At 56.5% G+C, this 22,951-nt stretch carries 21 protein-coding genes; 3 read left to right on the top strand and 18 right to left on the bottom strand.

Translation table 11 applies throughout. From position 1 onward, the window contains the following. Nucleotides 1-39: 39 nt before the first annotated feature. From AVO44_RS10490 to AVO44_RS10435, 12 genes are all read right to left on the bottom strand, one after another. A complete protein-coding gene (locus AVO44_RS10490) occupies nucleotides 40-1,062 on the bottom strand; it encodes a porin (RefSeq protein WP_068336502.1) in 1,023 nt (340 codons plus the stop codon). A gap of 371 nt (nucleotides 1,063-1,433) precedes the next feature. After that, nucleotides 1,434-2,579: an energy transducer TonB family protein gene (locus tag AVO44_RS10485; RefSeq protein WP_068336499.1), complete on the bottom strand. Its 1,146-nt coding sequence runs from the start codon at nucleotides 2,577-2,579 to the stop codon at nucleotides 1,434-1,436. Next, nucleotides 2,576-2,953, bottom strand: a complete 378-nt coding sequence (locus tag AVO44_RS10480) for an ExbD/TolR family protein (RefSeq protein ID WP_068336496.1) — start codon at nucleotides 2,951-2,953, stop codon at nucleotides 2,576-2,578. Before AVO44_RS10480 ends, AVO44_RS10485 begins: the two co-directional genes overlap by 4 nt. After that, on the bottom strand, nucleotides 2,950-3,315 hold the full coding sequence (locus tag AVO44_RS10475) for an ExbD/TolR family protein (protein WP_224891179.1): 366 nt from the start codon (nucleotides 3,313-3,315) through the stop codon (nucleotides 2,950-2,952). The genes AVO44_RS10480 and AVO44_RS10475 overlap by 4 nt, the downstream gene beginning before the upstream one ends. Continuing rightward, nucleotides 3,308-3,973: a MotA/TolQ/ExbB proton channel family protein gene (locus AVO44_RS10470; RefSeq protein ID WP_068336493.1), complete on the bottom strand. Its 666-nt coding sequence runs from the start codon at nucleotides 3,971-3,973 to the stop codon at nucleotides 3,308-3,310. The genes AVO44_RS10475 and AVO44_RS10470 overlap by 8 nt, the downstream gene beginning before the upstream one ends. Further along, complete coding sequence (locus tag AVO44_RS10465; protein WP_082677471.1) at nucleotides 3,970-4,398, bottom strand: hypothetical protein; 429 nt, start codon at nucleotides 4,396-4,398, stop codon at nucleotides 3,970-3,972. Before AVO44_RS10465 ends, AVO44_RS10470 begins: the two co-directional genes overlap by 4 nt. A 163-nt stretch (nucleotides 4,399-4,561) precedes the next feature. Beyond that, nucleotides 4,562-7,111 (bottom strand): glycoside hydrolase family 9 protein, encoded by a 2,550-nt coding sequence (locus AVO44_RS10460; RefSeq protein WP_082677470.1) that lies wholly within the window; start codon nucleotides 7,109-7,111, stop codon nucleotides 4,562-4,564. A gap of 3 nt (nucleotides 7,112-7,114) precedes the next feature. Next, nucleotides 7,115-8,077, bottom strand: a complete 963-nt coding sequence (locus AVO44_RS10455) for a glycosyltransferase family 2 protein (protein ID WP_068336490.1) — start codon at nucleotides 8,075-8,077, stop codon at nucleotides 7,115-7,117. 1 nt (nucleotide 8,078) lies between these two features. Then, nucleotides 8,079-9,044 (bottom strand): glycosyltransferase family 2 protein, encoded by a 966-nt coding sequence (locus tag AVO44_RS10450; protein WP_068336485.1) that lies wholly within the window; start codon nucleotides 9,042-9,044, stop codon nucleotides 8,079-8,081. After that, a complete protein-coding gene (locus tag AVO44_RS10445) occupies nucleotides 9,034-10,005 on the bottom strand; it encodes a sulfotransferase family protein (protein ID WP_068336484.1) in 972 nt (323 codons plus the stop codon). Before AVO44_RS10445 ends, AVO44_RS10450 begins: the two co-directional genes overlap by 11 nt. A 3-nt stretch (nucleotides 10,006-10,008) precedes the next feature. Beyond that, nucleotides 10,009-10,875 carry a sulfotransferase domain-containing protein gene (locus tag AVO44_RS10440; protein WP_068336482.1) on the bottom strand — a complete coding sequence of 289 codons (867 nt, stop codon included), beginning with the start codon at nucleotides 10,873-10,875 and terminating at the stop codon, nucleotides 10,009-10,011. A gap of 72 nt (nucleotides 10,876-10,947) precedes the next feature. After that, nucleotides 10,948-11,748 carry a WecB/TagA/CpsF family glycosyltransferase gene (locus AVO44_RS10435; protein WP_068336481.1) on the bottom strand — a complete coding sequence of 267 codons (801 nt, stop codon included), beginning with the start codon at nucleotides 11,746-11,748 and terminating at the stop codon, nucleotides 10,948-10,950. 284 nt (nucleotides 11,749-12,032) lie between these two features. On the opposite strand from AVO44_RS10435, the gene AVO44_RS10430 reads away from it, so the two are divergent. From AVO44_RS10430 to AVO44_RS10420, 3 genes are all read left to right on the top strand, one after another. Further along, nucleotides 12,033-14,258 carry a GumC family protein gene (locus AVO44_RS10430; protein ID WP_082677468.1) on the top strand — a complete coding sequence of 742 codons (2,226 nt, stop codon included), beginning with the start codon at nucleotides 12,033-12,035 and terminating at the stop codon, nucleotides 14,256-14,258. 156 nt (nucleotides 14,259-14,414) lie between these two features. Beyond that, nucleotides 14,415-15,803 (top strand): GMC oxidoreductase, encoded by a 1,389-nt coding sequence (locus tag AVO44_RS10425; RefSeq protein ID WP_068336471.1) that lies wholly within the window; start codon nucleotides 14,415-14,417, stop codon nucleotides 15,801-15,803. Next, nucleotides 15,793-16,035, top strand: coding sequence for a hypothetical protein (locus AVO44_RS10420; RefSeq protein ID WP_157769967.1), 243 nt, complete (start codon nucleotides 15,793-15,795; stop codon nucleotides 16,033-16,035). The genes AVO44_RS10425 and AVO44_RS10420 overlap by 11 nt, the downstream gene beginning before the upstream one ends. A gap of 23 nt (nucleotides 16,036-16,058) precedes the next feature. On the opposite strand, the gene AVO44_RS10415 is transcribed toward AVO44_RS10420, so the two are convergent. The 6 genes from AVO44_RS10415 to AVO44_RS10385 form a co-directional block, all read right to left on the bottom strand. Continuing rightward, a complete protein-coding gene (locus AVO44_RS10415; RefSeq protein ID WP_157769966.1) occupies nucleotides 16,059-16,457 on the bottom strand; it encodes a GtrA family protein in 399 nt (132 codons plus the stop codon). Nucleotides 16,458-16,534: 77 nt separating this feature from the next. Next, nucleotides 16,535-18,055 (bottom strand): hypothetical protein, encoded by a 1,521-nt coding sequence (locus AVO44_RS10410; RefSeq protein ID WP_068336462.1) that lies wholly within the window; start codon nucleotides 18,053-18,055, stop codon nucleotides 16,535-16,537. A 101-nt stretch (nucleotides 18,056-18,156) separates the two neighbouring features. Further along, nucleotides 18,157-19,479 carry a polysaccharide biosynthesis/export family protein gene (locus tag AVO44_RS10405; protein ID WP_068336461.1) on the bottom strand — a complete coding sequence of 441 codons (1,323 nt, stop codon included), beginning with the start codon at nucleotides 19,477-19,479 and terminating at the stop codon, nucleotides 18,157-18,159. Between the two features lie 42 nt (nucleotides 19,480-19,521). Beyond that, nucleotides 19,522-20,097, bottom strand: coding sequence for a sugar transferase (locus AVO44_RS10400; protein WP_157769964.1), 576 nt, complete (start codon nucleotides 20,095-20,097; stop codon nucleotides 19,522-19,524). A 546-nt stretch (nucleotides 20,098-20,643) separates the two neighbouring features. Beyond that, entirely contained in the window at nucleotides 20,644-20,856 is a 213-nt protein-coding gene (locus AVO44_RS10390; RefSeq protein WP_068336459.1) for a hypothetical protein, read from the bottom strand. 295 nt (nucleotides 20,857-21,151) lie between these two features. Continuing rightward, nucleotides 21,152-22,567, bottom strand: a complete 1,416-nt coding sequence (locus AVO44_RS10385) for an oligosaccharide flippase family protein (protein ID WP_068336458.1) — start codon at nucleotides 22,565-22,567, stop codon at nucleotides 21,152-21,154. Nucleotides 22,568-22,951: the final 384 nt, after the last annotated feature.

Here is a 22,951-nt window from a genome sequence, read left to right as displayed (position 1 = left end):
TCAAAAACCCGCCCTTTCACATATTCAGCTTAGGTCAACTTAGAAGTTGAACCGGACACCCAAGTCGGCACGGATAATACCGTCCTCATCGCCATCTTTGATCTCGCCGACACCGCCGCGCAGAGACGCGCCGCCACCCAGATCATAGATTGCGCCGACACCGATGAAACGCTGGTCATCATCAGCCGAACCGTCACCGTATGCCAGTTCCAGCGTGGTCGCAGCACCTACGTTGTAGGCAACCGAGAAACCGTACGCCGTGCCGTCTTCGTCGTCATTTTCAACATCATCATCGGCCAAGAACAGTGTGCCGTAGAAATCTCCCATATCTACACCCAAGGTGAAGAGGGCCAGGCTTTCATCACCGCCAGTTGCGAGGTCGGTTTCACCGTAGAGCAACGATGCAGTAATGATGTCGTTAAAAGTGTAGCTCGCGCCGACGTCCCAACGGTCTGCACTGTCTTTTCCGCCGTTAACAGCAATCGTATTTTGGTCATACGATCCGTATACGGACAAATCACCGACGCTATATTTGACAAATACAGCGTTCGCGCCAGAGCCGGTCGAGGTGTACTCGAGGAAGCTGTAGTTCACGCCCGAATACTGCCCCAGGAAGTCTTCCAGGCCGATTTCGGTGCCGAAATAGTCGTCCAAGTTGTCGAACGAACCAGCAACGTTACCGGCATCAACACGCAGACCACCGTAGATGACCGAGAAGCGAGCGCCGTTCAGACCAGCCTTTTGCTGTTCGCCGGTCGAAGGGGTGTCGTCGGCTTGCAAGCGAACACGAGCCTCAAAGCGAACACCACTGTCCGTCTCGGTGAAGCCGTCAATGCTCAGGCGGAACCGCGATATCAGGGCGGTGTTATCGGTATCGACAGTGGCGGTATCAGTGGACGTGATTACGCCGCCAACTGTGTTGAAGTTTTCGACGGTGCCGGTACGGTCTTCGACGTAGCCAAGACCAAAACGGGCGTAGCCGCCAAATTTGACGCCGGATTCAGCCGCTGCAACGCTTGCAGTCGCCATCAGAGCGGCCGATGCAATGAGAATCTTTTTCATGGTAGTTCCATTTACTTTGAGAGGAGTCGCCACAGAGCGTGACGGACTGCCTAATCGAACAAACTCGATGGTCAGGCAACCGCACAGGAATTGTTGAACGTCTCGGCGCGAAACCTGCGTTGCACCTTTGCATACGACCTAAGACGAGAAATTCTCTTAATTGTTTATTTTCAATTACTTGAAGGATTTCACGATCTTTTAACAAGAAGTTGAATGCAGAAAAACGGTCATTGGTCTTTAAATTTACAAAACAATAACATTTGGCTCGCTGCTCGCGTTTTCGTCGAAAAAAAACACATTTGCGCGAGGAAAGAACCGCCCCAACCAAAGGCGGAAGCTATGTCGAATCAGTTTGAGACCGGCGCGTCCGATTAGTTGCTGGAATACACAAAGGACAGTTTGCGGCTCACGCCTCCGGGTGGTTTTGGAAAGGGTGAGGCCGCGCGGACCTGCGCCTTGGCGGCGCGCTCGACATCCGGCGTGCCATTACTGTCAACGACATCAACCCAGGCAAGGGTTCCGTCCGGGTTGATTTCAAAAAACACTTTCGCAAACCCGCGTGCCGCCGTGTAAACGATCGGTGCGCGGTTCAAGTGAACCAGAACCCGCCCGGCGTAATTGGTTCTGTCCGAGTTTCCAGGTCCGCGCCCGCCAGACCGGGTTCCGCTATCGCCCGAGGTGAATGTATCGACACCCCGGCGCCTGTAGGTGGTCAGAGGAGACTCGATTTCACGGGACGGGAACCGAAGGGCACTAAAATCACGGGCTCTGTTCAGTGTTCCCTGACGGTCAGGCTGCGAAGGGCGATCCGAAAGCGGCGGGCGGATCGAAGAGGTTACGGCCAGCTCTGAGCTTTCAGTGTTCTCGGATGTATCTGGCACTGGCTCGACCGGCGTTGCGGCAATTTCGGCCTCCTCCGTTTCGCTTTCCAACGGAACAACGGGAACGACCGATGGCACGGTTTCGTCGGTCGGGTCCGGCAGGGCGGCAAGCTGTTCGGTCTCAGCAGGTTGGGATGCGACGGGGACCTCATTGACCGGCTCGGTAACTTCTGGGTTGCCCTCGGGTGGTTCAACAGCCTCGGCGGTCTCGGGCGGTGTCTCGTCCGCGTCGTCACTGGCGCTCTGGTCACCGTCGGTGGTGTCTTCGGACTCGGGAGCGTCAGCCTCGACCGGCTCGGGTGCGACTGGCTGCAACACCTCCGAGGTACCCGTATCCGGCGCAAATGTGCGCTGTGGATTGTCCGAGGCCACGTGAACCTCGCTGGTCGGAATCTCAGCGGGTTCGGGCGGTTCGTCGACAGGCGGTTCAGGTGCTTCCACCGGTTGCGGTTCAACCGGTTCCGCAACAGCGTCGACCAAATCCTCAAAGCTGCTTCCAAGTTCAACCTTATCTGGCGCGCCGCTGGCGGTTGGCTGGCCTGCCAATCTGGGCGCGGTCAGACTTAGCCCCATCAGGTGCAACAGCAACGACAGCAGAGCAGCAAAGCCCGCAACGATCACGGACCCCCGGATCATTCCAGTGCCTTTTCAGTGACCACAAACACCGATGTTGCTCCAAGTCGGCGCAGCGCGCCTGTCACCTCCATCAGGCGGGCACCTGATGCGTCACGATCAGGAACGATACGCACCGGTCCGGGGTCGCGCCCAGCCATGTAGGCTTCGGGGTCTACTGGCGTGCCCCGAAAGCTGAGCCGCCCATCCCGATGCAGCACCAGCGCGTCGGGCGGCTCGCGCCCCTCAAGTTCAGATGTTTCGACAAGATTCAGGTCTGGGTCCAAAGGCGTCGCCACCGTACCCGCGATCAAGAAAAAGATCAGCATCAGAAACACGACATTGATCAGCGCAATAGTCGAGTCGCGTTTGCGGCGGGGGCGGCTATAGCGGATCATTCCAGCACCAAGACACTCAGACCTTCACGCCCGCGCAGCAGAACCAGCACGTCCACCAGCCTCTGTGCCGTTGTGTCGGGATCAAGGTCGATCAACACCTGACCTGTTGTCACCTGCGCCGTCAGGTCGTCCAGTGTTACCGGCGCACCGTTCAGAACCAGCCTGTCAGCCCCCAACTGAACAAACGCTCGGTCCTGAGGCACGTCAGACGTCGCGCCACCGGCTGTCGCGTTGCTCAACTCAATCTCACCATATTTGGAAAAGGTTGAGGTCAGCATGAAAAACAACAACAGCAGAAAGATCACGTCGATGAGCGGCGTCATCGCCAGCGGCCGTCTGACAAATGGTGCGATGTTACGCATGTCCGGGCGTGGTCGCCATGCTCTGCGCGTCTTCGGTCAACGGGATCGCTTGCCCCGGCACCAGAACGGTGCGCAACGCCTTATCGGCAAAAACCCGTTCGCGCGCGGTACGGCTTTCGAACCATGACAACACCATCGAGGTCGGCATCGCCACGGCAAGCCCCACGGCGGTCGTTACCAGCGCCACCCAGATACCCCCCGCCAACAGCGAGGGGTCGACCGAGGAGCCCGCAGCTTGCAGGCTACGGAATGCTTCGATCATGCCCAACACGGTTCCGAACAAACCCAGCAAGGGCGCCAGTTGCGCCACCGTGTCCAGAAGGCGAAAGCCGCGTTCAAGCCCGGCCAGCGCCAGCCCCGCCTCAGCGTCCAATCGCTGATCCAAACCGGGCGTGTCAGGCGCATCCATTGCAACACCGACCAGCGGTGCAAGATAGCTGTGGCTTTCTGCCAACCGCGCGCGGGCGGCCTGTTTGTCCCCGGCGTCCCAAGCCTGCAACGCCTGCGATAGCACCCGGTGCCGCCCTACACCTGATGCGGCGAATTGCCAAAGCTTGTAAAACGTGACGGCCAGCGTCACCACTGACATCGCGATCAGGACTGCCACCACCGGCCCGCCCAGGGCCAGGATTTCGCGCAGGGCGTCAAGAAAACTCATCCCAAAAGCTCCACTTCTGTACGGCTGTTCAGGGTCGGTGTTTCGTCGCAGATATCGCTTTCTGCGCCTTCGACGGTACAACCGCTTAACCCATTTATCAGAACGCGCCCGAGGTTTTCACAGGACAGGCCGCGCACATCGAACTGGCGCACGCGCGGACGCTGCGCCGGGAGATCCCTGAACGCAAAAAGGGTCAGGCGTTCAAACACACCCGAGGCATCGAAGATCACCACCTGGTAATCGGCAGTATCAATCGCGGTTTCAGTTTCGTTTTCGACCAGAAAAGTCAGCCGACAGGCACCTTCGACAGTTTCTACTGCATTCAGCTCAATCATTAGCCCCGACGCATCTTGCGTGGATTGAGCTTGAACCGCAAAAGGCAGCGCGCAGAAAAGAGCTGCAAACACCGGACGACGATACTTCATGAATGCGCTCCTGGTTAATTGCGTCAGACTAAGCTCTGACGGCGCTGCAACCGTCTTATCCAAGACCGCTGGGGCGCGAAAGGGTTGCCGCTGCCTATATGATAAAGAGCGATTTTTGGCCCGTTCAACCCTGTCAGGGCAGCAGGGTCTGCGATGAAAAATGTCACTGAGACGGTTCAGGACTTCCCGCGTTAACCATGGCGCAGGCCACCAGCCACTCCAACGCGTTGGACTTCACCCCATGTTCAGAGCAAATTGCGATGCTTTGGCTTTCGAAAATCTGCGCATAAATCGGCCAGTCGTCTTGATTGGGTGGGTAAATCGCACCCGACGTCTTGCGCTCTTCCCATTGGTGAAGCTTGCCACCTGCGACGCCAAAGCTGATCTGCCCGGGTATCGGAGGTTTGCCGTTTTCATCCGTCATCAGCGGGTCGGCGAAGTCCCGGTGTCCCAACCCCTGCACAAAGCTCGTGTTCGACGGATTGCAACCCAGGCCGAACCACATCCCTTCGGTCACGGCATCCGACATTTCCGGTGACAACTGCTTGTCCATCGAGAAGAACATCGCGATTTCTCCGGCCCGCCAGTTGGATCCGGGACCAAACCGCAGCCACCCCCGCCCCCAAGGATAGGTGCCGGTATTGTGCAGGCCGAAATCAGCCCCCATGCGTTCCGAGCGTCTGGCGCGATACCTGATCCAGCCTTCGATTGCGTCAACAATCTCGGGGTCTGCCAGCTTACCATCCCGCGCCGCCAGCACGTATTCGAGGTAAGCGTGGGAGTATATTCCCCTTTTGACCCCCTCTGCCGGGGACTCGGCCCTGGGTACAAAGGGATTGTGCGCTTCGAACACATCGCGGGCCGCTGTATCGCCGCTGGCCCGATATACAACTGCGGCCGAGGCCACGCGCGACCGATTGATGACTTCGACCGCCTCGGGGTCGCGCGGTTCGGCAGTGTCGGAGAGAAAATCCTGTTCTGCCCAGTGCCAGGCCCGCGTAGCCTCTTGTATCAAGGCGTCGCCCAGTGTGGGATCACCGCAAACCTGCTTGATGACATGACCCAGCTTTGCCGCGCTCAGCGCGAAATTGTATGCGGCCCAGTCCTCGGGGGCGTAGGCATAGGTCAGTTGCACAGGGTTCCATGACACCGATCCGAAAATGCCTGGATTGGAATACTCCACGCCACCGATAATCGCCCCGTCTTCACCCTGTGTTCGACGCCACAGCGAAATGCCCCACAGTGCTTCATGTATAAGATCGGGCAGAACTGTCATGCCGTCACCCCGATCGGTCGCATCCTTGCGCGCCATAACATCGGGGTGAGCGAACGGCTTGCCGCTTTCGGGCAAGTTCAGGTTTAGCCCGCGGGCATAGTCGAAAGCCTCGATGATATTGGCCATGTGATAGACGACATCCATGTGCTGAATGCGACGATCCCAATCCCCGGCGTCATGCCATCCACCCCAGGCATCGGGATTGTCCTGCGCGCGTGCCGATACAGGAATACTGTCAAAACCAGTGACGCCCACGGGCTGTTCAGACAAAAGCCCACTTGCCCCGGTCTTGCCATACCCTTCGCCGGTGCTGCCCAAGCGGATATCGGTTTGCCAGACGGTCAGGCCATCCTCGGGGTGGCCGTTGCGCGGACGGGTCCGGCCTTCGCCGAAGGGTTCGGTAATCTCGCATCCCGACCTTTGGTGAAAATACCAACGCGCGGCCAGTCGCAGTGTTTTGGTGTAGGGCGCGGGAGAGACCCGGAATGGAAACGACCGACCGAAACCGTCGACCTGAAGGATGAATTCTCCGTCCTCGTCTAGGTCCGAAAAATCCGCCTCGTATATGTCGCAGCCGTTGAAATTCTGATCGTTCCGATGCGGCTCGGACGCGGGTTTGGCAAGGGTCAGGCTGCCGGTGCGAACCGCCGCGCCGTCTGCGGTTGAAAGCACTGCCCATTCGGTATTCTGGGACAAAATTGCATCGGTGTTGCCCGGCTGACCCACATTGTTGTGCCCCCACCATGACCCGATATACGCTTTCTTCGGACCATTCAGCGGATAACCTGCGTGACACACATGCAGCGCCTCGTTGAAGACTTCGGGCGACTTGCGCTGACTGACCGCTGGCACCGATGGCCCCTCAAGCACAACCACGGCGCCTTCCGGTATGGCACGATCCAGCATCAGGGTCAGGTTGTGCCGCTTGGTGCTTTCCCACTTGCGTTTGGCAACTGCTCTGGTGCGGATCGGGACAGATTTGCGATAGACCGACACGACATTCGCTGGACTTCCATCAATAGTGACGCGCCATTGGTCGGGCTGATCAACAGGGATATGCTTAAGAAACGCTCCTGTGGTCATCTGGAACCCAGACCGCCGGGTATCGCTGATGACCCTCGGCCATTCGGTAAAACCCTGCGGCAGCGTGGTATTAGCAAAACCCGAGAAATACCCTTCTACACCGTTGAGCTGCCCGAGCGATCCAAAACTATCCGTCGGATCGGGGTACCACGCCCGGTCATCCCGCTGGGTTACCGGAATCACCGGCGAGATTTCAAACAACGTATCAATGACGGTCAGCTGAACGATGTCCTCACCAACGAACCCGACCACGCCATCGGTTTCAGGCTCGGCCAGGGCCATCTGGTTCAGAAACGGAACAGATACAGCAAGCGCAGTGCCCTGCAGCAAAACCGCACGTCGGGATATCCTCATTTGTCAGTGCCTCCCTTCGCTTTTACCGGGTGTAACGGTCCCTTGATTTGCACGACGGTCCAAACTCTGCAGGAACCGCCAGATCAGTTTTGGTCGCAGCAGGCTATCGGGATAAAGAACCGCGCCGCACAGGCCTTCGAACACAGCGGTCGACTTGCGCCCATATTGGAATTGGTTGCGAACGCCTGACCAAAAGATATCAATCTGACGCTTACGCAAAAGTCGACGAAGCCGAGACCCATACCGCGCCTTCATATCCGCATTGGCCGCAACCTTCTGAATGCTGGGCACACGGCGGGCAAAAACGGACCCACGCGCCTGATGATTGGCCCCGCTGGCCACCTGACGGTAACGCAGCAGCGGCGGCCCGTCGACCACGGCGAACTCTCCCAGCAGCGCGAGACGGCACCAGAACTCCCAATCTTCGCCTTTTACCAGGCTTTCGTCATATCCGCCTACCCGCTTTGCGCTGTCAGTGCGTAGCGCCAGAGCACCGCCATTGACCACGAAATTCTTGCACAGCAGCGCGTCCAGCTGATCCTGAGCAGGAACCAGTGCCCTGTTATCCGTGCCACGCATGACATGGCCGTCGACAGCCATACGCTGCACACCCGCCAACGCACCCACTGCTTGGGTGCGTGTCAGCGTGTCATAGTAGCGCTGCAACGCTTCGGGGTGCAGCAGATCGTCAGCATCAAGAAACAAGACAAAGGGTGCTTTTGCTTGTGACAGACCCAGATTTCGCGCTGCGCTGACACCCTTTGACGGGCCCTGCACCAAACAGAAACGGACGTCGCGCCGGGTAAAGCCTTCAATGATGCGGGCCGTTCGGTCGGTCGAGCCGTCATCGATGCAGATCACTTCGAATGCCCCGAAGCTCTGAGCGCTGACGCTATCCAGCGTTTCAGCGATGTACGGCTCCATGTTTCGGGCCGGGATGATGATCGAAAACGTGGTGTGCTGCATGTTATCGGCCTCCGACCCGGTCGACCTTTACAGCTGAGTTGCTGTATTCAGAGAACTCAAACCGCAACAAGCCAGCTATCATGCCAGCGCCCCGAAATATCTCGAGCAGGCCGCGATACCACCTGGCCTGTGAGCCGAAGCCAAGACACAGGCACATCGCGCACCCCCACCCCAGGGCGCCAAGGCTTTTGACCACCCGCATCCCAACTGCCTTGCGCCGGATCAACGCAATGCGGCTCAGCGTGTTGCCCTTGCGAAACCAACGCCGCCCCAGCCACCGGATCGTGGTGCGGTTTTCGGGTACGTCGTCCCAGACCAGAGCATCTGCCGCCGCGCGGATCGTGCCACCACCGTCGCGCAGACGGGTAAAGAACTCTTCGTCCTCTCCGCCCGTGATGTTGAAACGCGGATCGAACCGCAGCTTTCGATCACGGATGACGGCAGACCGTACCATCGAGTTGTTGGTGGCCGCCGACACCAATTCCGCCCCTTGATCATAGGGTCCCATACGAAACAGGTTCAAGGCATCAACCCAGTCCGGCGGGGCTTTGCGATAGCGCGGCTCAACCGGGCCCTGAACTGCCACGGTGTCGGGCAGGCGCATGGTTTTGAGCATTTCTGCCAGCCAGATTTGCGAAACCTCTTCGTCATCGTCGAGGAAAGCAACAAAATCGGAATCTTGGGGCACTTCGGACAAGGTGCGATTCCGGGCCGCCACGATGCCACGTGTCGGCTCGGTCACATAGATCACCGGCCAGTTCGACAGGCTTTGGATATCCCCCAACGTGGCTTGAGCCGTGGCATCGGGCGCGTTGTCGGCGATCACCAGTGTCACCTGCACCTGTTCATCGCTGATGGTTTGCGCGTTCAGGCTTTCGATCAATGCCCGCAGCCCCAGCGGACGCAGATACGTCGCGACGCAAATGGCCACATGCGGGCCGGGTTGTGCTCTGCGTTCACCGCTCATACCCGGCAAGCTCCAATGCGCGCCCTGCCAGTTTGTCGAACCGGGCTTTGTCTGCTTTCGACCATGCCGCCCAGCGCTTTACCGGATTAAAATCCGACGCTTTTGACTGCGGCTGCCAACGCGCATCGTCTGAAGCATTTGACCGCGACGAACCGCGCACCGGCAATTGATCGACCCGATCCCAGGGGAAAACTTCGGGGTTCAGCCCGGTATGGGCCAGCATGTTCGTAACAAAAAGCTGCGAGTCCGCGACGATATCCTCATACCGCACCACCAACGCGTCTTCAGTCTCATTCACGCCGCCTTCGGCGAAGGTTGTTATGGCTTCGGTTCCAAGCCGCCACTCATCAGCCAACTGGCGAAAGGTTTTACGGGCCAAAGAATATCGCGAAAAGGTGTTGAGTGTTGAATCCACGACATCGCGCCCATCCCTGAGACACAGGATCAGTTTGGCGTCCGGGAAGATATACGGCGCGAGGGTCAGGTTATGCACATGCGGACACTTCAGCAGGATGTGCTTGCCCGGCGCCTGCGCCTGCAATTCCCGAAACCACGCCCCTGCCAACATCGCCAGCAGATCGTATTTCTCAAGAACCTCGCCGTTTCGCGGAAAATACCTTAGGAAATCCCGCCCAAACGCAGCTGCGTCATCCGCTGCATGCAATAAGGGAAATTCATACAACCGTCCGGCATCCGCCGCCACATCCGGGTGCATAGCCACCAGATCACGTACGAAATTCGTGCCCGAGCGCGGCATGACTCCCAGCACGAGGATCGGCGTGTTGATCTTACCGCGTGCACCACGCGCCAAGGCTGCAAGGCGCGCGCCTTGTTCTGGGGTAATCGGTGGCAAGAAATCTTCGATGCTCAGAAACCGGGCACCGAGCAGACGCCGCGCGACGTGGCCCATCTGGTTGATGCGCATCTCTCCGAAGATCTGGGCGGCACGGTTCAATCGCATGGGTTAAACGCCGCCCTTCCGTTCGCGCCAAGTCTGCCAGGGCAATTCCGCACGGCCCGTGACCCGCGCCACAAACTCCATATCGGGCGTGAAGAGGTCAGTCAGCCTCTGCCGCGTTTCGGACGTTGGCGGCGCGATCTTTGTTTTCAGGTGCTCTTTGTTCATGGACAGCGCGTGTTTAAACCCCGGCAAAGCTTTCACCGTTCGTACCGCTTTACGCATCCCCAGCGAGCGCATCATGTCACCACCCCGGCGCAGGGTATGCTGTACAGCCGGGCTGCGGTAGGTGACGGTTTCGTGGTGGCGATCAGACAGCGACGCCGGATTCGGATCGGGTGCAATTGCGAGGTGACGACAGATCTGATCGTATGCCCGCTTGGGATTTTCCGAGATATCCTCGGAAAACAGCAACAACAGCGCGCTTCGGTCAAAACAGGCAAGCCAGTGTTCAAGGTTCGTTTTGTACTGGCTTTGCCGCGCATAGGCCGGGTTCCGCGCCAGAGCATCTTCGAACGAGATCGAGGATGCGATATGGCCTTTGCGGATTTCATGCAGGTGGTTGGAATAGGCTCTTTCGACCGGATCGCGCAGGATACAGATCAGCTTTAGGTCCTTGTTGTAGTCCCTTGCGCGCTGCGGGGCGTCCAGACTGAAGAAATATGTCGGAGAGCATTCGCCCTTGATCGTACCGGCGGGGCCATCGGCGAAACAGCTTTCGTACCAGATGTAGCCCCGGTCATAATTTGCGGTAAAGAAGTTGAGCTCTTTGGTGTCGCCCATGGTCACGGCGGAATGCTCCGACAGGACATGGTGCAACCACGTCGTCGCAGCCTTCTGCGCACCGATTCCAATGAACTCGACCTTACTCACACCGAACCTTTCACAACACACCAACCAACCGGAGGCGGCGGCAAAACTCAAACTTATGGCAACTGTCTGCCCCTACCTGCGGCCAAAACGATTGGGAACATCCTTGCGCAACACAATGCTGAGCGCATGAGGCAGGGTCCGCATGTATCTACGGGCCAGATGGCCCGGCCCTGTCGCGATGCGGTGCAACCACTCCAATCCCAAGGTTTGCATCCATTCCGGCGCGCGCGCGTAATCGCCCACAATATAATGGAAACACCCGCCACAGGTGACGATCCAGGCACAATGCGACAGTTTCGTTGCAATCCGTTCCGCAAAAAACTGTTCCTTTGGCTTGCCCAGCCCGACCCACAGGATATCCGCACCGCTGGCATTGATATCAGCCACGACCGCGTCTTCTTCGGAGGGATCAAAGTAACCATGTCGCCGTCCGGCAATGGTAAGGCCCGGATACATAAGGGCCAACTTTTCCGCACACTCGCGGTTGATCTCTTCGACCCCACCCAACAAATAAAAGCTCAGACCATTTTTTGCCGCAACCGTGGCCGCCGAGTGGATGAAATCCGTTGTTGCGGTTCGCTCGGGGATGCCAAGACGGCCATAGGATAAGCGGGACGCCCAGACAACAATCTGGCCATCCGCGTGGATAATATCGGCCAAATCCATTGTCTTGGCGAAGTGTTCATCGCTTGCATACAGCGAAATCGCCTGTGCGTTTGACGAAAACACAGTTGTCGCACGATTGAGCTTACCGCACCGCCGCCGCTGCACGTCCTCAAGCATGACGTCTGTCAATTCGTTGGCACCCGCGATCGCAACTGGCATGCCCCCGACAAAAGCATGCGGCAGGCGCTTATCCAGAATCTTATTCATGTAAAAGCCAACTGGTCACAAAAAAACGATAGTGTAAGCAGGTTAGCAGGCCCATCGATTCTTGCTAGGAAATTCATCGGTTCTGACCCGGATTGTTTCGAATAACATGTGTATTTGCGCGTTTCCTGTCAAACTTGCTTACTTTTCACCGTCAATTGTGGTTTGGTTAATGCATTGTTGAATTTTTCTGGCCCGCAGGCTGATGGCCGCTGACGACACATGTTGTCCACCAGACGCTGCCGGGCTGACCTGAACTATATCTGTGTCAAAAGTTGTTATGAGTTATGACTGATCAGTATCGCAGAGGGCTCGACGTAGAGTTATCGGGTGTGGGGCAAGCCGCTGCCGGCGATCCCGAGCTTAGAATGCTGTCCAATGCTGTCTGGGCCATCCGCCGATCCATTCTGTGGATTCTGGCACTTGCGTTCTGCGGTGGGGTTCTAGCCTATCTGCTGACCTACACGGCCGACACCCGGTTCACCTCAAGCGCCAAGGTTATGATCGAAACCCGTGTACAAACGGAAACGGAATTCACGCCGCAGGTCTCGGGCTTGCCGCTGTCGCTGACATCTCTTGAAAGCGAATTGCAACTGCTGCGGTCCACGGACCTGATTGAAAGCGTAGTTGAACGCCTGAATTTGCAAAACGATCCCGAGTTTGCCGGAGAGGAAGGCGGAATTACCCTGAACCCGATCGCGCTGGCGCGTGGGTTAAAGAATGCTTTGGTGGATACACTCGCGGGCGGTGACGAAGCGACTGCTGACGGCGACACACGTTCCGAGGAAGAGATACGCCGCGAGGCAGCCGTCGAAAACCTGCTGAGATCGAGGCGCATTGAACAGGTCGGGGACCTATCGGCCGTGTACGAAATTCGAGTGACCACAAAGTCGAAACACAAAGCCGCTGAAATCGCCAACAGCCTGGCATCGGAATACCTGACCGTTCTGACCAAAATGAAGCGCGAAGCACTTGGGCAATCGCAAAGCTGGTTGACTATCCGTATCGGTCAGCTGCGGGAAGACTTGAACAAACTGAGTTCAGACCTTGAGACGCACTCGATCGAGACGCCTTATTCCCCTGATGAATATGCAACGATCAAGGCGCAAAGGATCAAGGCGGAACGGCGATCTTCTCTGGCCAACGCATCCCTGCAGGAGCTTGAAGAACAAACAAACACGATCACAGAGCTGCGCGATCAGGGCAATCTGCGCGAAGCAGTCGACTATGCCGCCCAGGTCGGGCTGTTGTCACGCAGCACAAGCGGCGACATTACAGACGATGCGGCCATCACCGCGCTGGATGCGATACAGCAATCCGCCGAGCGGAAAATGGACCAATTGAATGCCCAACTGGTTGGCCTGCAACAAAGCATCGAAACATTCCGCGAGCAGCAGGCCCGGCAGGTGCAGCACGACTCGGTCACCAAGCGGATCGAAAACGAGATTCTGGTTACGGAAACCATCTATCGGGATTTCGTGTCGCAGCTGGGCCGTAGGGCAGAACAAGCGGACTATCTGGATGCGGGCGCGCATATCATCGAACGGGCCCGGCCTGCTATTGATCCTTCGGAACCCAAACGCTCGCAGACGGCGATCCTCGTCATGTTCGCGATCGTGTTTTTCGGCCTGATCGGAACGGTTGTGCGCGAGCTCTTTCAGAAGCGGCTCAGAACAACGCACGAGTATGAAAGCACAACCGGGGTCAAGCTGTCTGCGATCGTGCCAGAGGCCAAAGAAGACCCGCCGTTCGAGACCTTCTTTATTCATGACGGCAAGCTGGATGCGGAAATGCACCATTTCGGACGCAAGCTGCTTGCCAGCAGCGATGTCGGCCTTCGCGTCTCGAACACGCAAAGCGAGCCAGAGGCCCAAGCCAGCATGATTTTTTCGAACCGTCCGGAAGGAAAGAACAAGCTTTCTGCTTCGGACACGCAGTGTGTGATATTTTCGGGTGCCTCCGCGCTGCCGGATGAGGGCAAGACCTCATCGCTTCTGTTATTGGGCGCAGTCTGCGCCAAGGCGAATTACCGCACGCTGATCATAGATTGTGACACGTTGACTTCGGCCTATCGTGACTACTCCCGACTGACACCCGACGCCCTGCAACACGCCGGAGCAGACCCGGAGTTTCTTTTGAACTATGTCGTCGGCAGCCCGCAGGCAGGGCTGGATATCCTGCCGCTGATCTGCGGCGAAGGGGAAGAGGCCCAAACGGTAGCCGCAGATTTCCTATGCTCACCGGCGTTCCTTGATCTGCTCTACTCGCTGTCGCATATGTATGACGTCATTCTGCTGGATACCCCGCCGCTGCTATCGGCAGTGGAATCGGCCTATCTGTCGCAAATATCCAACCGCGTCCTGTTGTTTACCCGCTGGAACAGCACCCGCGTTAATTCGATGTTGCAGGCGATCCGAGAACTGGAAAACGTGGGCGTGCGCCCATCCGCACTGGTGGCGACGCGCGTCGACCTGAAGAAGGCGAAACTTTACGGCGATCCGAACTTCGGCTGATTGGTTGCTTATTCACTCTGCGGTGCACGAAACGCCGATTGTGATTGGGATTGAGCGCTTGGACCCGAAAAAAATATACGACCACGCATAAGAATCGCTTACCATGACCGCATTGCCCAATGACCGTTTTTGTTTCCAATAAAGTGAGTAGCCAGTTTGCAGGTTTTAGCGAGTGAAGTAGATTTCGACACCTACGACGTTATTGTCGCTGGTTCCGGTCTTGCCGCATATGCGATGGCCAAACGCCTTGGCGCACACGACAAAAGCGCGATCATGCTTGAGACCGGAGAGGCCCAATACAACGATGACATTCAATCCGACTTTGCCCAGATCTTCGGTCGCGGGCATCTGGACGGATCGCACTGGCCGCTGCATTGGGTGCGCGCCATGGGTGGAACATCCGCCGTCTGGGCCGGGTATTGCAGCCCGCTGATCGACCGCAATTTTCGACAATGGCCAATCACGCGCAGCGATCTGGACCCCTATTACAAAATGGCCGCGGAATATCTGGGCAGGCCAGAACCATTCCTGACTTATGCGGCGGATTTTGAGCCGGGTTTCGTCTACCGGCCCATCTCCACCGAAGACCCGTTGCGCCTGATCCGCGAACCCCAGCTCTACGATGGACTGCCCACAACCGATCTTGCGCTTGGCGCCACCCTCAGCCACCTGCACCCAAGGGACGACCGGAAGGGGGTCGAGGCCATCTCGATCTACACGCTGGACGGCGGCACCAGACGGATTGACCTGCGGCCCGGGCAAGCGGTCGTGCTTGCAGCCGGGGCGATGGGCAACGCGCAAATTCTGCTCAGCTCGCAGCCCGAGACCGGGCCTGCGGTCGGCAACGAGAACGATCAGGTCGGCCGCTATCTGATGGAGCATCCGCATTTCCCCGATTGCGCCAAGCTGATTTGCAACGGGGCCTTTCAGTTTCCCACTGCTCCCGACGGTTTCGGCGAGCTGACCGCCCTGCTGGAACCGGACGATGACCTGTATCGGCAAATCGGCGGGCTTGAGGTGTCGGTCGCCCTATATCCCGGAAAGTTCGTTTCGGACGATCCCGTCGAAACGATGTTTGCCGACAAATGGGGCGACGGTGCGGTGGCCTATGGCGTCATCGTCCGGGCGGAAATGGATTCCGAACCTGAAAACAGGGTCACCGTCAGAGAGGGCACCGACCCGTCCGGTCTGCGAAAGCTGCGCACAGATTTCCACATCGGTGCCCGCAGTTTCCGGGCGGTCGATACCTTTCTTGAAACATTGGGCGAACGGCTGATCGCCTCGGATACCGGGCGACTGCGGATGTCCAACGAAGAGATCATGTTCGGCGTCACCGGAGGTGGTCACACCCTTGGCACGACGCGGATGGGGGCCAGTCCGAAAACCAGCGTCGTCGATGCCGATTGCCGCGTGCACGGGTATCAGAACCTTTTCGTGGCGGGGTCATCGGTGTTTGCATCCGGCGGTCACGCCAATCCTACGCTCACCATCATGGCCCTTGCGGCGCGGCTGGGCGACAAACTGGGGGTGATAAATGAAGTTTGATGTAACCCGCAGAAACCTCATGTTCGGCGCTGGTGGTTTCGCCGCTGGCAGTGTCATTACCGGCGTTGTCGGTTTCAAGTTCCGCGACCAGGTCCGGCAGCTTCTTGGGGTGTCGCGCCCCAATATCGAACAGCTGGGTCTTGCAACCGGGATGGATGACGAATGGCTTCTGACCCCTGAAGACCGGGAAGAGCTTGCCCGTCATCTGGCCGATAGCACGACCGCTGATTAAGCCCCGCCTACAAGCATAGCCCCCTATTTCGGGGCGTCACCCGCATCCAGAATACGGCGTGAAAACAGAAAGTTGATGATCATCCCGGCCAGCGTCGATGGCACCAGCGCAATCACCGGATGGGCACCCGCGATCTCGTTCAACCTGATCACGGCGACAAAGACGGCGTAATTCACCGCCAGCCCAAAGCTCATCGCCAGCACATAGCTGATGAATTCCTTCACCGTGGGCGATGCCTGGGTGGCAAATGTAAACGTTCTGTTCAGATACCAGGTTGTGGTCACAGCCCCCAAAAAGGATAGCAGCCGCGCGACCTCTGGTGCCCAGTTCAACCCCTCGATCGCGATGAGCAGCAAACCCGCATCCACCACAAAGGCAACAGCACCCACGATCGCGAATTTTAAGAACTGGGACGAGGGCATCTTTGGAAATCCGCCTTTACACTCTGTTTCTTCGATGTGCTTTTGCGCCGACCGGTGAACTCCACCAAAGTCTGAGGTCAAAGCGTTGCATCTGAATTTTCCGCGGAAAACTGGGTCGGGACCCGCTTGGCGCGTTGAGCACCGTGAAAAACAAGCAATGTTGCCAGGAAGGGCAACAACCAGATAACCCGCGCCTGATATCGGTGGTGCGGGTCCGACAACACGCCGCAGACCACAGCGTTTATCAGCAAGGTTGCCAGGATCAGCACGGCCAACGCCATCGCCGTGTTTGATATTGATCGCACCCCGAACATAATAGCCACCGTAATCAGACTAATAACGGCCGACGCATAGACAAACGTCGACAGGAATATAAACGGGAAGCCGCCAGTAACAGCCAAAGATGCCCCGAACCTGCTAAGGTTAGAGCCATTCATGAAGTGCGGCGCGCTTTCAGCAAAGACTCGTTTGGCGGTATAGAATTCGTATAAACCAAACATACCAAGTTGTCTTAATGCATTCCCAACCGAAGCCCGTATCTGCATCACTGGTTCCGCAAGCGCGGCTGTCAGGAAAACTGAGAAGTCTTCGTCACTCAGCCGTTGCTTCGTAGCTTCATCTGCTGACTGGTAGTAGCCGTTCTTGTCCCAAAGAAATAGTTGCGAACTGTTATTGTCCAAAGGCGCTGCGTCACAAATTGCAAACTCATACCCGCCGCAGTCATTTGCCATCAGCTCGGCCACCGGACCATCCTCGATCCCGCGCGCTGTCAGGAAAGGCAGGTTCTGCGGCCAACTGCCGAAGACGGCCTGGGACACGAAGGCAAAGGCAAAAACCGCCGACACCCCGGCGCTGAAAGCCAAAAATGACATAAGCCAACCAGATAGCAGCGGTCTAACCCGCGGCCATAGCGACATCAGCGCCAAAAGCACCAACAGGCCAAAGGTCAAAAGAATATGGCTGCTGTGAATGGCAACCGCTGCGGCCAGAATGACCCAGCAGATTACTATCTGAGTTTTCGTCAGGCTGCGTTTCGAAAAACACAGCAGAAACAGACAAAGCGGCACCACGGCTGCAAACACATCTGGCATGGCATAGGCTGTGAAATACGGCAATGGTGTAACCGCGGCACAGATTGCGCCAATGACCAGATAAGGTTTCGTGGGGTTTTCCTTGCAAATTTGCCGCACCACAAGCCAAGCCACGTAGCCAACGATCAGCGATTGAAACAGCACCAACAAAAGTGCTTCGGCTTGCAGGGATACAAAGACCAAAGCGCCGTAGTAAGGCGAACGGGACATCGAAATCACGCGTTGGTCCGGTGCGGCCGCCACAGCCTGTTCGACCGAAGGATCCGCTGGCGAGGTCGCCTTGGTTACCGGCGCTTCATCGACCCATTGCTTACCCGCTATGGTTTCTACTACCGCCTTGCCGGCATTGTTGTAACCGCGCGTATCGAAGAAAATAAAGGGAAAGCCATTTATCGCCGCGGGCACAGTCTGCATAACCGCAAAGCACAGCACCAAGATGCACGCCTTTAGCGTCGTCAGATTTGCGCCTTGCGAATGAGGCGCGGCCTTAGCTTTGAGATACGCCATTAAAAAACTTCACTTCTTAAAACCGCCCCGGAACCCGCGAAATACGCGACTCCTTGGGCCAACTCGTTACTTAAACACGACCTGATCCTTCCCGCAGGCCACTATTCGGTCAATTGTGTTGTTTGCTGTATGGTCTGCTGTGTCACCTGCTCTACCGAGATTTCGACACTGTCGCCCGGAAGCAGCTGGGTCATTTTCTCAGCCCGAAGCTCCTGCAATTCACCGTCGACAACCCGGAAAATCGTAACCGAGTAATCAATATCACTGATCAGGCTTTCGGTGCCGATCTCGCTGGACGCACCAGCCAGATATTTTGCAATCGTATCCATTTGCAAGCTGGCATCGCGAAGGGCCAGATGCGCGTCGCGACGTTGCTGCAACAACACAAGGGATCGCTGCTGTTCATACAGCTCCCGGTCCCGTTTCAATCTGGTCAGAACCAGATTTGTGGCCGCCAGATCTTCTTCGACCTCCAACAAGCGCGTGGCGGACAACACGGTGGTCCGGCGCGTATCGGCAATCCTTGAACCCGCGGCCAACCCACGTTCGATCAAGCTGATCACTCTGGCCTCTTCCTCTTCATCGGACGCCAGAGCCTTAGCTAGTTCGATCTCCTGTTCTTTCAGGATTTCAATGCGTTGCTCGGCCTGGTCCTCAGCATCTTCGAAATAACGCCGCTCACCGGCTTCGTTTTCCTGATTGACGGCTCTGATCCTGATCTGCTCGGCGATCAACTCGTCCAGAACCGCGTTGGACACCGAGACTTGGGCGTGCGTCGGTGGCGGCATGTCAAGATCTTGTCGCAGCTCGGACGTCGTGCGCCAGACCTGAACGATTGCCTGCGCGTGTTGCAGCGCCGCTTGCCCATAGGTGGTTTGCCACCGCATCAATTGTATCGGGTCGATGGTGACATCATCGGCCAACAGCATGCTGCGGACGCCACCGGCAAGGGCCACAGCCTCACGTGCGGTGATGGCCGGACGGAAATCAATCTGACCAGTACGCGCGACATCCCCACCGATTATGATGGGCCTGTATCCATTGCGGGCGACTTCGATCTCGTCCCCGTCCAGCTGAATGATGTAGATTTCACCATTCGCATTGTATTGCTTGACGATTTTGCCAGCCGCATCCAACCGCACAAGGTTTTCCAGCTCATCGGCCAACAGGCCTTTGGCCTCAAAATGGCCCAGCCATTTCAAGTTTACGTTGCCATGCGCATCAACGATTGCATCAAAAGACAGGCCATCAAGGCCGGTCAGGGACAAACGAATCTGGTCTCCGGGCTCCAGCTTGTAATCAGCAGCGGCAGGACCGTGCGTCAACACAAACAGGCATAGCGCCGCACAGAGGCTTCGGGCCAATGATGACAACCTGAACAGTGCAGGTACGGAATGAAATATTTTCTTACGGGTCAACTTCATGATCGTAGCATCACTCTGTTTTTTTGGCTGCGGTGCAACGGCTCAGCGACCTGTGCCATTGCAAACAGCGCCGATGGTTTGAAACAAAATCTTAATGTCTACCCACAGACCAACCTTCTGAGCATATTCAGTGTCGAAAACGGCGCGGTCCGAAAACTCGACATCATTGCGTTCGGACACCTGCCATAATCCGGTGATCCCCGGTTTCATCAGGTTGTAGTCGCTTCCCGGATACAGCGCCTGTTGCTGAGGCATCATCGGGCGTGGGCCAACAAGGCTCATGTCGCCGATCAGAACATTCCAAAGCTGGGGCAACTCATCCAAAGAGGAGGCCCGAATAAACCGTCCAACCTTGGTAACACGCGGGTCGTTTTCAAGCTTTTGCCGGGCTTGCCATTCCGCCGCAGCAGCAGGGCACTCCCTCAGATGATCCAGAAAGATCTGATCTGCATCGATCATCATGGACCTGAATTTCAGAAAATCGAACTCACGCCCGCCCAGACCAACACGCCTCTGTCTGTAAATTGCCGGCCCGCCGTCCAGTTTCACGCAGATCGCAATCAATAGCATGAGTGGCAGCACAAAGGGCGCGCCAATCAAGACCAGAACAATATCCAACAAACGCTTACCCTTGGCCGCATAGAAACCTTGGAGATTTACGCGATTTTTTGAAGCAGGTATAAAATGTTGTCTTGTATTATATATTTCGGTCTCTTCTATCGGAAAAGAACCTCGATTGTGGTTCATAATGACCCCCAAACTTACGCACTGACTACTCAAAAAAAGCGCCTAAAACCAAGGCACAACACACCTTATGGACCCGCGAGCCTACCCCAAAAAAAGGGCGAAAGCCGTGAGTTTCAAACTTCTTTTGCTCAATAGATCAACGGCGCAACGACACCACATCCGCTGCCCCGTTTCGTCTTGCTTCCCGACTCGATGTCATAAAATGGCCGGGTTTTTGCCTGAAATATGTTTGCATTTATTGCCTGAGGTGACAACTTGTTTGTTAACTTTTCCACATGCGTGACACATTTCGTATTCTTTGCAGAAAAGCTTTCAACCCCGATTTTTATCTGAATAATCGCGGCCGTAATACCCAACCGCACATCGCGTGATGGTGCAGACGTCAAAATTTGAGCGGCTTGCCCAAAAAACAGCCCGTTACTGTCCGGTTTTCAGGGGTAATTTATTGATGATCTTCACACGCAACTTGCTTTTACAAACAAGATACAAAGAAGCAATCAAAGCGGGTGCGCAAAAACCAGCAACAAGGCCACCGGAGAGCGCTGCAATCGAGCTTGCATCCGATATCGCCAACGCCACGAAGACAATCGCGGCAAACAGAGGGCCTGATAGTAAATAGAAAATTATCATTCCAGCCTCAGCTCGCTTGGTTAGATCTCATCCACTGTTTCACGCACTGGCCCGATTGTACGCAGCATTGTGTCACTTTTGGGGCAGCACCCTCTTGGTGCATGCTGATCCCGGTCATCGACGCAAAAAGAAACTCATTAAGAAGGCCTTAACCTTAACACCAATCAGTTCTGTCGACGATAGATGGGCGCGCTTTTCCCGGATTTCCATAACCTATCGGCGATTTAGCACCACACGATTGGTAAAATCTTGCCCATTGGGCCTCAAATCTCTGTTAAGTTGAGATGTTTTGCGTTCAGGTTTTCGCCCAAGACACGAACCCGCGCGCCCTGCGCCACACGACGACCGCCGCAACTTGTCCAAGCAACACCAACACCCAGAACATAAACATCAAACCAGCCGCTAGAAGTGCAAGTTGCAGGGTCAGATTCGCTGACATCCCGGCAGAGATACAAAATGGCGCATAAGCTATCGCACCAAGAACGCCATATTTCAGTTCTGTCGTCGACACCCGTAGCGGGTCGACCTTTCGACCGATGTAGTAATAAGCGACAAAGCTAACTACACCGCTGATCAGGAATGCAATCGGGGCGCCGGGCGCGCCGAACAGGTAGATAGTTACAAGCGACAAAAAAGCATGCACCACAAGTGACGCAACACTAATGCCAAGCTGCAATCCGGTTTTCTTTGACCGCATAAATGCATAGCTGAAATAGGCGCCCTGCAAGCCGACGATAAATGCGGCAGGGGAAAGCAATCTTAGGTAAAGTGCGGTTTCTTCGGCAAAGCTCTGCTCGAACAGCAGATGCGTAAATACGTCCGCAGCAAAGACCAGCGCAACGACGATCGGCATTGAAATCAGCACGAGGAACGAGAAATAGCGTTCCAGCACGGCGTCCGATGATCGGAGCCCGTTGGTCTCATGCGCTTCGAAAACACTGGGGGCCACGACACGCGACAGTGTCGTCATCGGCAATTTCAGCGCTTTGGAAGCAAGCGTTTGTGCCGCTGCAAAATATCCGGCCGCGTCCATCCCCGCGAAGAAAGCCAGAAGAGACTGAGAAGACATCGCAAAGAACGAGGCGCTGGACGACACCACCGCCAATGGGAATCCGAACCGGAAATAAGTTCTGAGCGCACCAAGGGATGGCACCACGATGCCGGACCGGCTCAGCGCGAAGACAAGGGCATAGGCACCTGTAATCGCCGCGCCCATCGACATTCCAATCACCGCACTTGCGTAGCCTCCGCCATACATCACAAACGTCACGGCCAGTGACACGCCCAAGGCCTGGCGCAGCAAGGTCACGGCGGCGAATTTCGGTCCCTCATTGTATTGCCTGAGGCAGACCGTTCCCAATTCATACATCGCGTGACTGGTGCAGAACACAACGGCCAGGAAGAAACTGCTGACCCACTCCGCTGGCAGAACCATCCGAACAAGACCGACGAGACACAGCAAAAACACCCCCAGCAGAGCCGAAGCCCCCAGGACCGTCGCGATCGTCTGCCCGTCGAACTCAGGTGCGTGATGGAATCGACCAATGGATATGGCCAGCCAATGGAATGTAAACGAAAACAGCAACATTCCAGACAAAAGCGTAAGATTGTATCGCCCAAAGTCTGCAGCACCCAAAACGCGGGTCATTACGATCAGAATCACAATCGCGATAAACGCCGACAGCATTCGTGGAACAAAATACCATGTCATCGCGGACTGTATCCCTTGGCCGGCAACTCTAAACCCATACACATCCAATAGCCCGGATTAGGCACTGAACACTCGTAAAACTCACCATTTTCTGGCATGCCGACTACCTAGCTGACCGCGTGCGTATCCCATGGAGCATACTGACACTCATATGTGCCGATGGAAAACAATATCCTGATCACAGCCCTAAAACACCACGCTTTGCAGCGACAGGGTCTTTGTTTGCAACCTAACGGCCCCCCGAGTTTGCCGAGTAATTGTGCACCAAGTCGGCGTTGCCGCATTCCCAGGTTCTGCCGTGATAGACAATCCACGTATCGCTGCGTAAGCTTCGGACACTCGCATTTATTCGAAAAACCGCCGGGTTGTTCAGCCCGGAGCGCT

Origin of the sequence: Ruegeria profundi (assembly GCF_001507545.1) — a bacterium.
In the GTDB taxonomy this organism is placed as follows: Bacteria; Pseudomonadota; Alphaproteobacteria; order Rhodobacterales; family Rhodobacteraceae; genus Ruegeria; species Ruegeria profundi.
The sequence above is the reverse complement of the archived record's forward strand: the minus strand, read 5'-3'. Positions and strand labels throughout refer to the sequence as shown.

Bases quoted from the DNA above. Each gene is read 5' to 3' on its own strand.
- AVO44_RS10490 (WP_068336502.1), bottom strand. From the start codon at position 1,062: ATGAAAAAGATTCTCATTGCATCGGCCGCTCTGATGGCGACTGCAAGC.
- AVO44_RS10485 (WP_068336499.1), bottom strand. From the start codon at position 2,579: ATGATCCGGGGGTCCGTGATCGTTGCGGGCTTTGCTGCTCTGCTGTCG.
- AVO44_RS10480 (WP_068336496.1), bottom strand. From the start codon at position 2,953: ATGATCCGCTATAGCCGCCCCCGCCGCAAACGCGACTCGACTATTGCG.
- AVO44_RS10475 (WP_224891179.1), bottom strand. From the start codon at position 3,315: ATGCGTAACATCGCACCATTTGTCAGACGGCCGCTGGCGATGACGCCG.
- AVO44_RS10470 (WP_068336493.1), bottom strand. From the start codon at position 3,973: ATGAGTTTTCTTGACGCCCTGCGCGAAATCCTGGCCCTGGGCGGGCCG.
- AVO44_RS10465 (WP_082677471.1), bottom strand. From the start codon at position 4,398: ATGAAGTATCGTCGTCCGGTGTTTGCAGCTCTTTTCTGCGCGCTGCCT.
- AVO44_RS10460 (WP_082677470.1), bottom strand. From the start codon at position 7,111: ATGAGGATATCCCGACGTGCGGTTTTGCTGCAGGGCACTGCGCTTGCT.
- AVO44_RS10455 (WP_068336490.1), bottom strand. From the start codon at position 8,077: ATGCAGCACACCACGTTTTCGATCATCATCCCGGCCCGAAACATGGAG.
- AVO44_RS10450 (WP_068336485.1), bottom strand. From the start codon at position 9,044: ATGAGCGGTGAACGCAGAGCACAACCCGGCCCGCATGTGGCCATTTGC.
- AVO44_RS10445 (WP_068336484.1), bottom strand. From the start codon at position 10,005: ATGCGATTGAACCGTGCCGCCCAGATCTTCGGAGAGATGCGCATCAAC.
- AVO44_RS10435 (WP_068336481.1), bottom strand. From the start codon at position 11,748: ATGAATAAGATTCTGGATAAGCGCCTGCCGCATGCTTTTGTCGGGGGC.
- AVO44_RS10430 (WP_082677468.1), top strand. From the start codon at position 12,033: ATGACTGATCAGTATCGCAGAGGGCTCGACGTAGAGTTATCGGGTGTG.
- AVO44_RS10420 (WP_157769967.1), top strand. From the start codon at position 15,793: ATGAAGTTTGATGTAACCCGCAGAAACCTCATGTTCGGCGCTGGTGGT.
- AVO44_RS10415 (WP_157769966.1), bottom strand. From the start codon at position 16,457: ATGCCCTCGTCCCAGTTCTTAAAATTCGCGATCGTGGGTGCTGTTGCC.
- AVO44_RS10410 (WP_068336462.1), bottom strand. From the start codon at position 18,055: ATGGCGTATCTCAAAGCTAAGGCCGCGCCTCATTCGCAAGGCGCAAAT.
- AVO44_RS10405 (WP_068336461.1), bottom strand. From the start codon at position 19,479: ATGAAGTTGACCCGTAAGAAAATATTTCATTCCGTACCTGCACTGTTC.
- AVO44_RS10390 (WP_068336459.1), bottom strand. From the start codon at position 20,856: ATGATAATTTTCTATTTACTATCAGGCCCTCTGTTTGCCGCGATTGTC.
- AVO44_RS10385 (WP_068336458.1), bottom strand. From the start codon at position 22,567: ATGACATGGTATTTTGTTCCACGAATGCTGTCGGCGTTTATCGCGATT.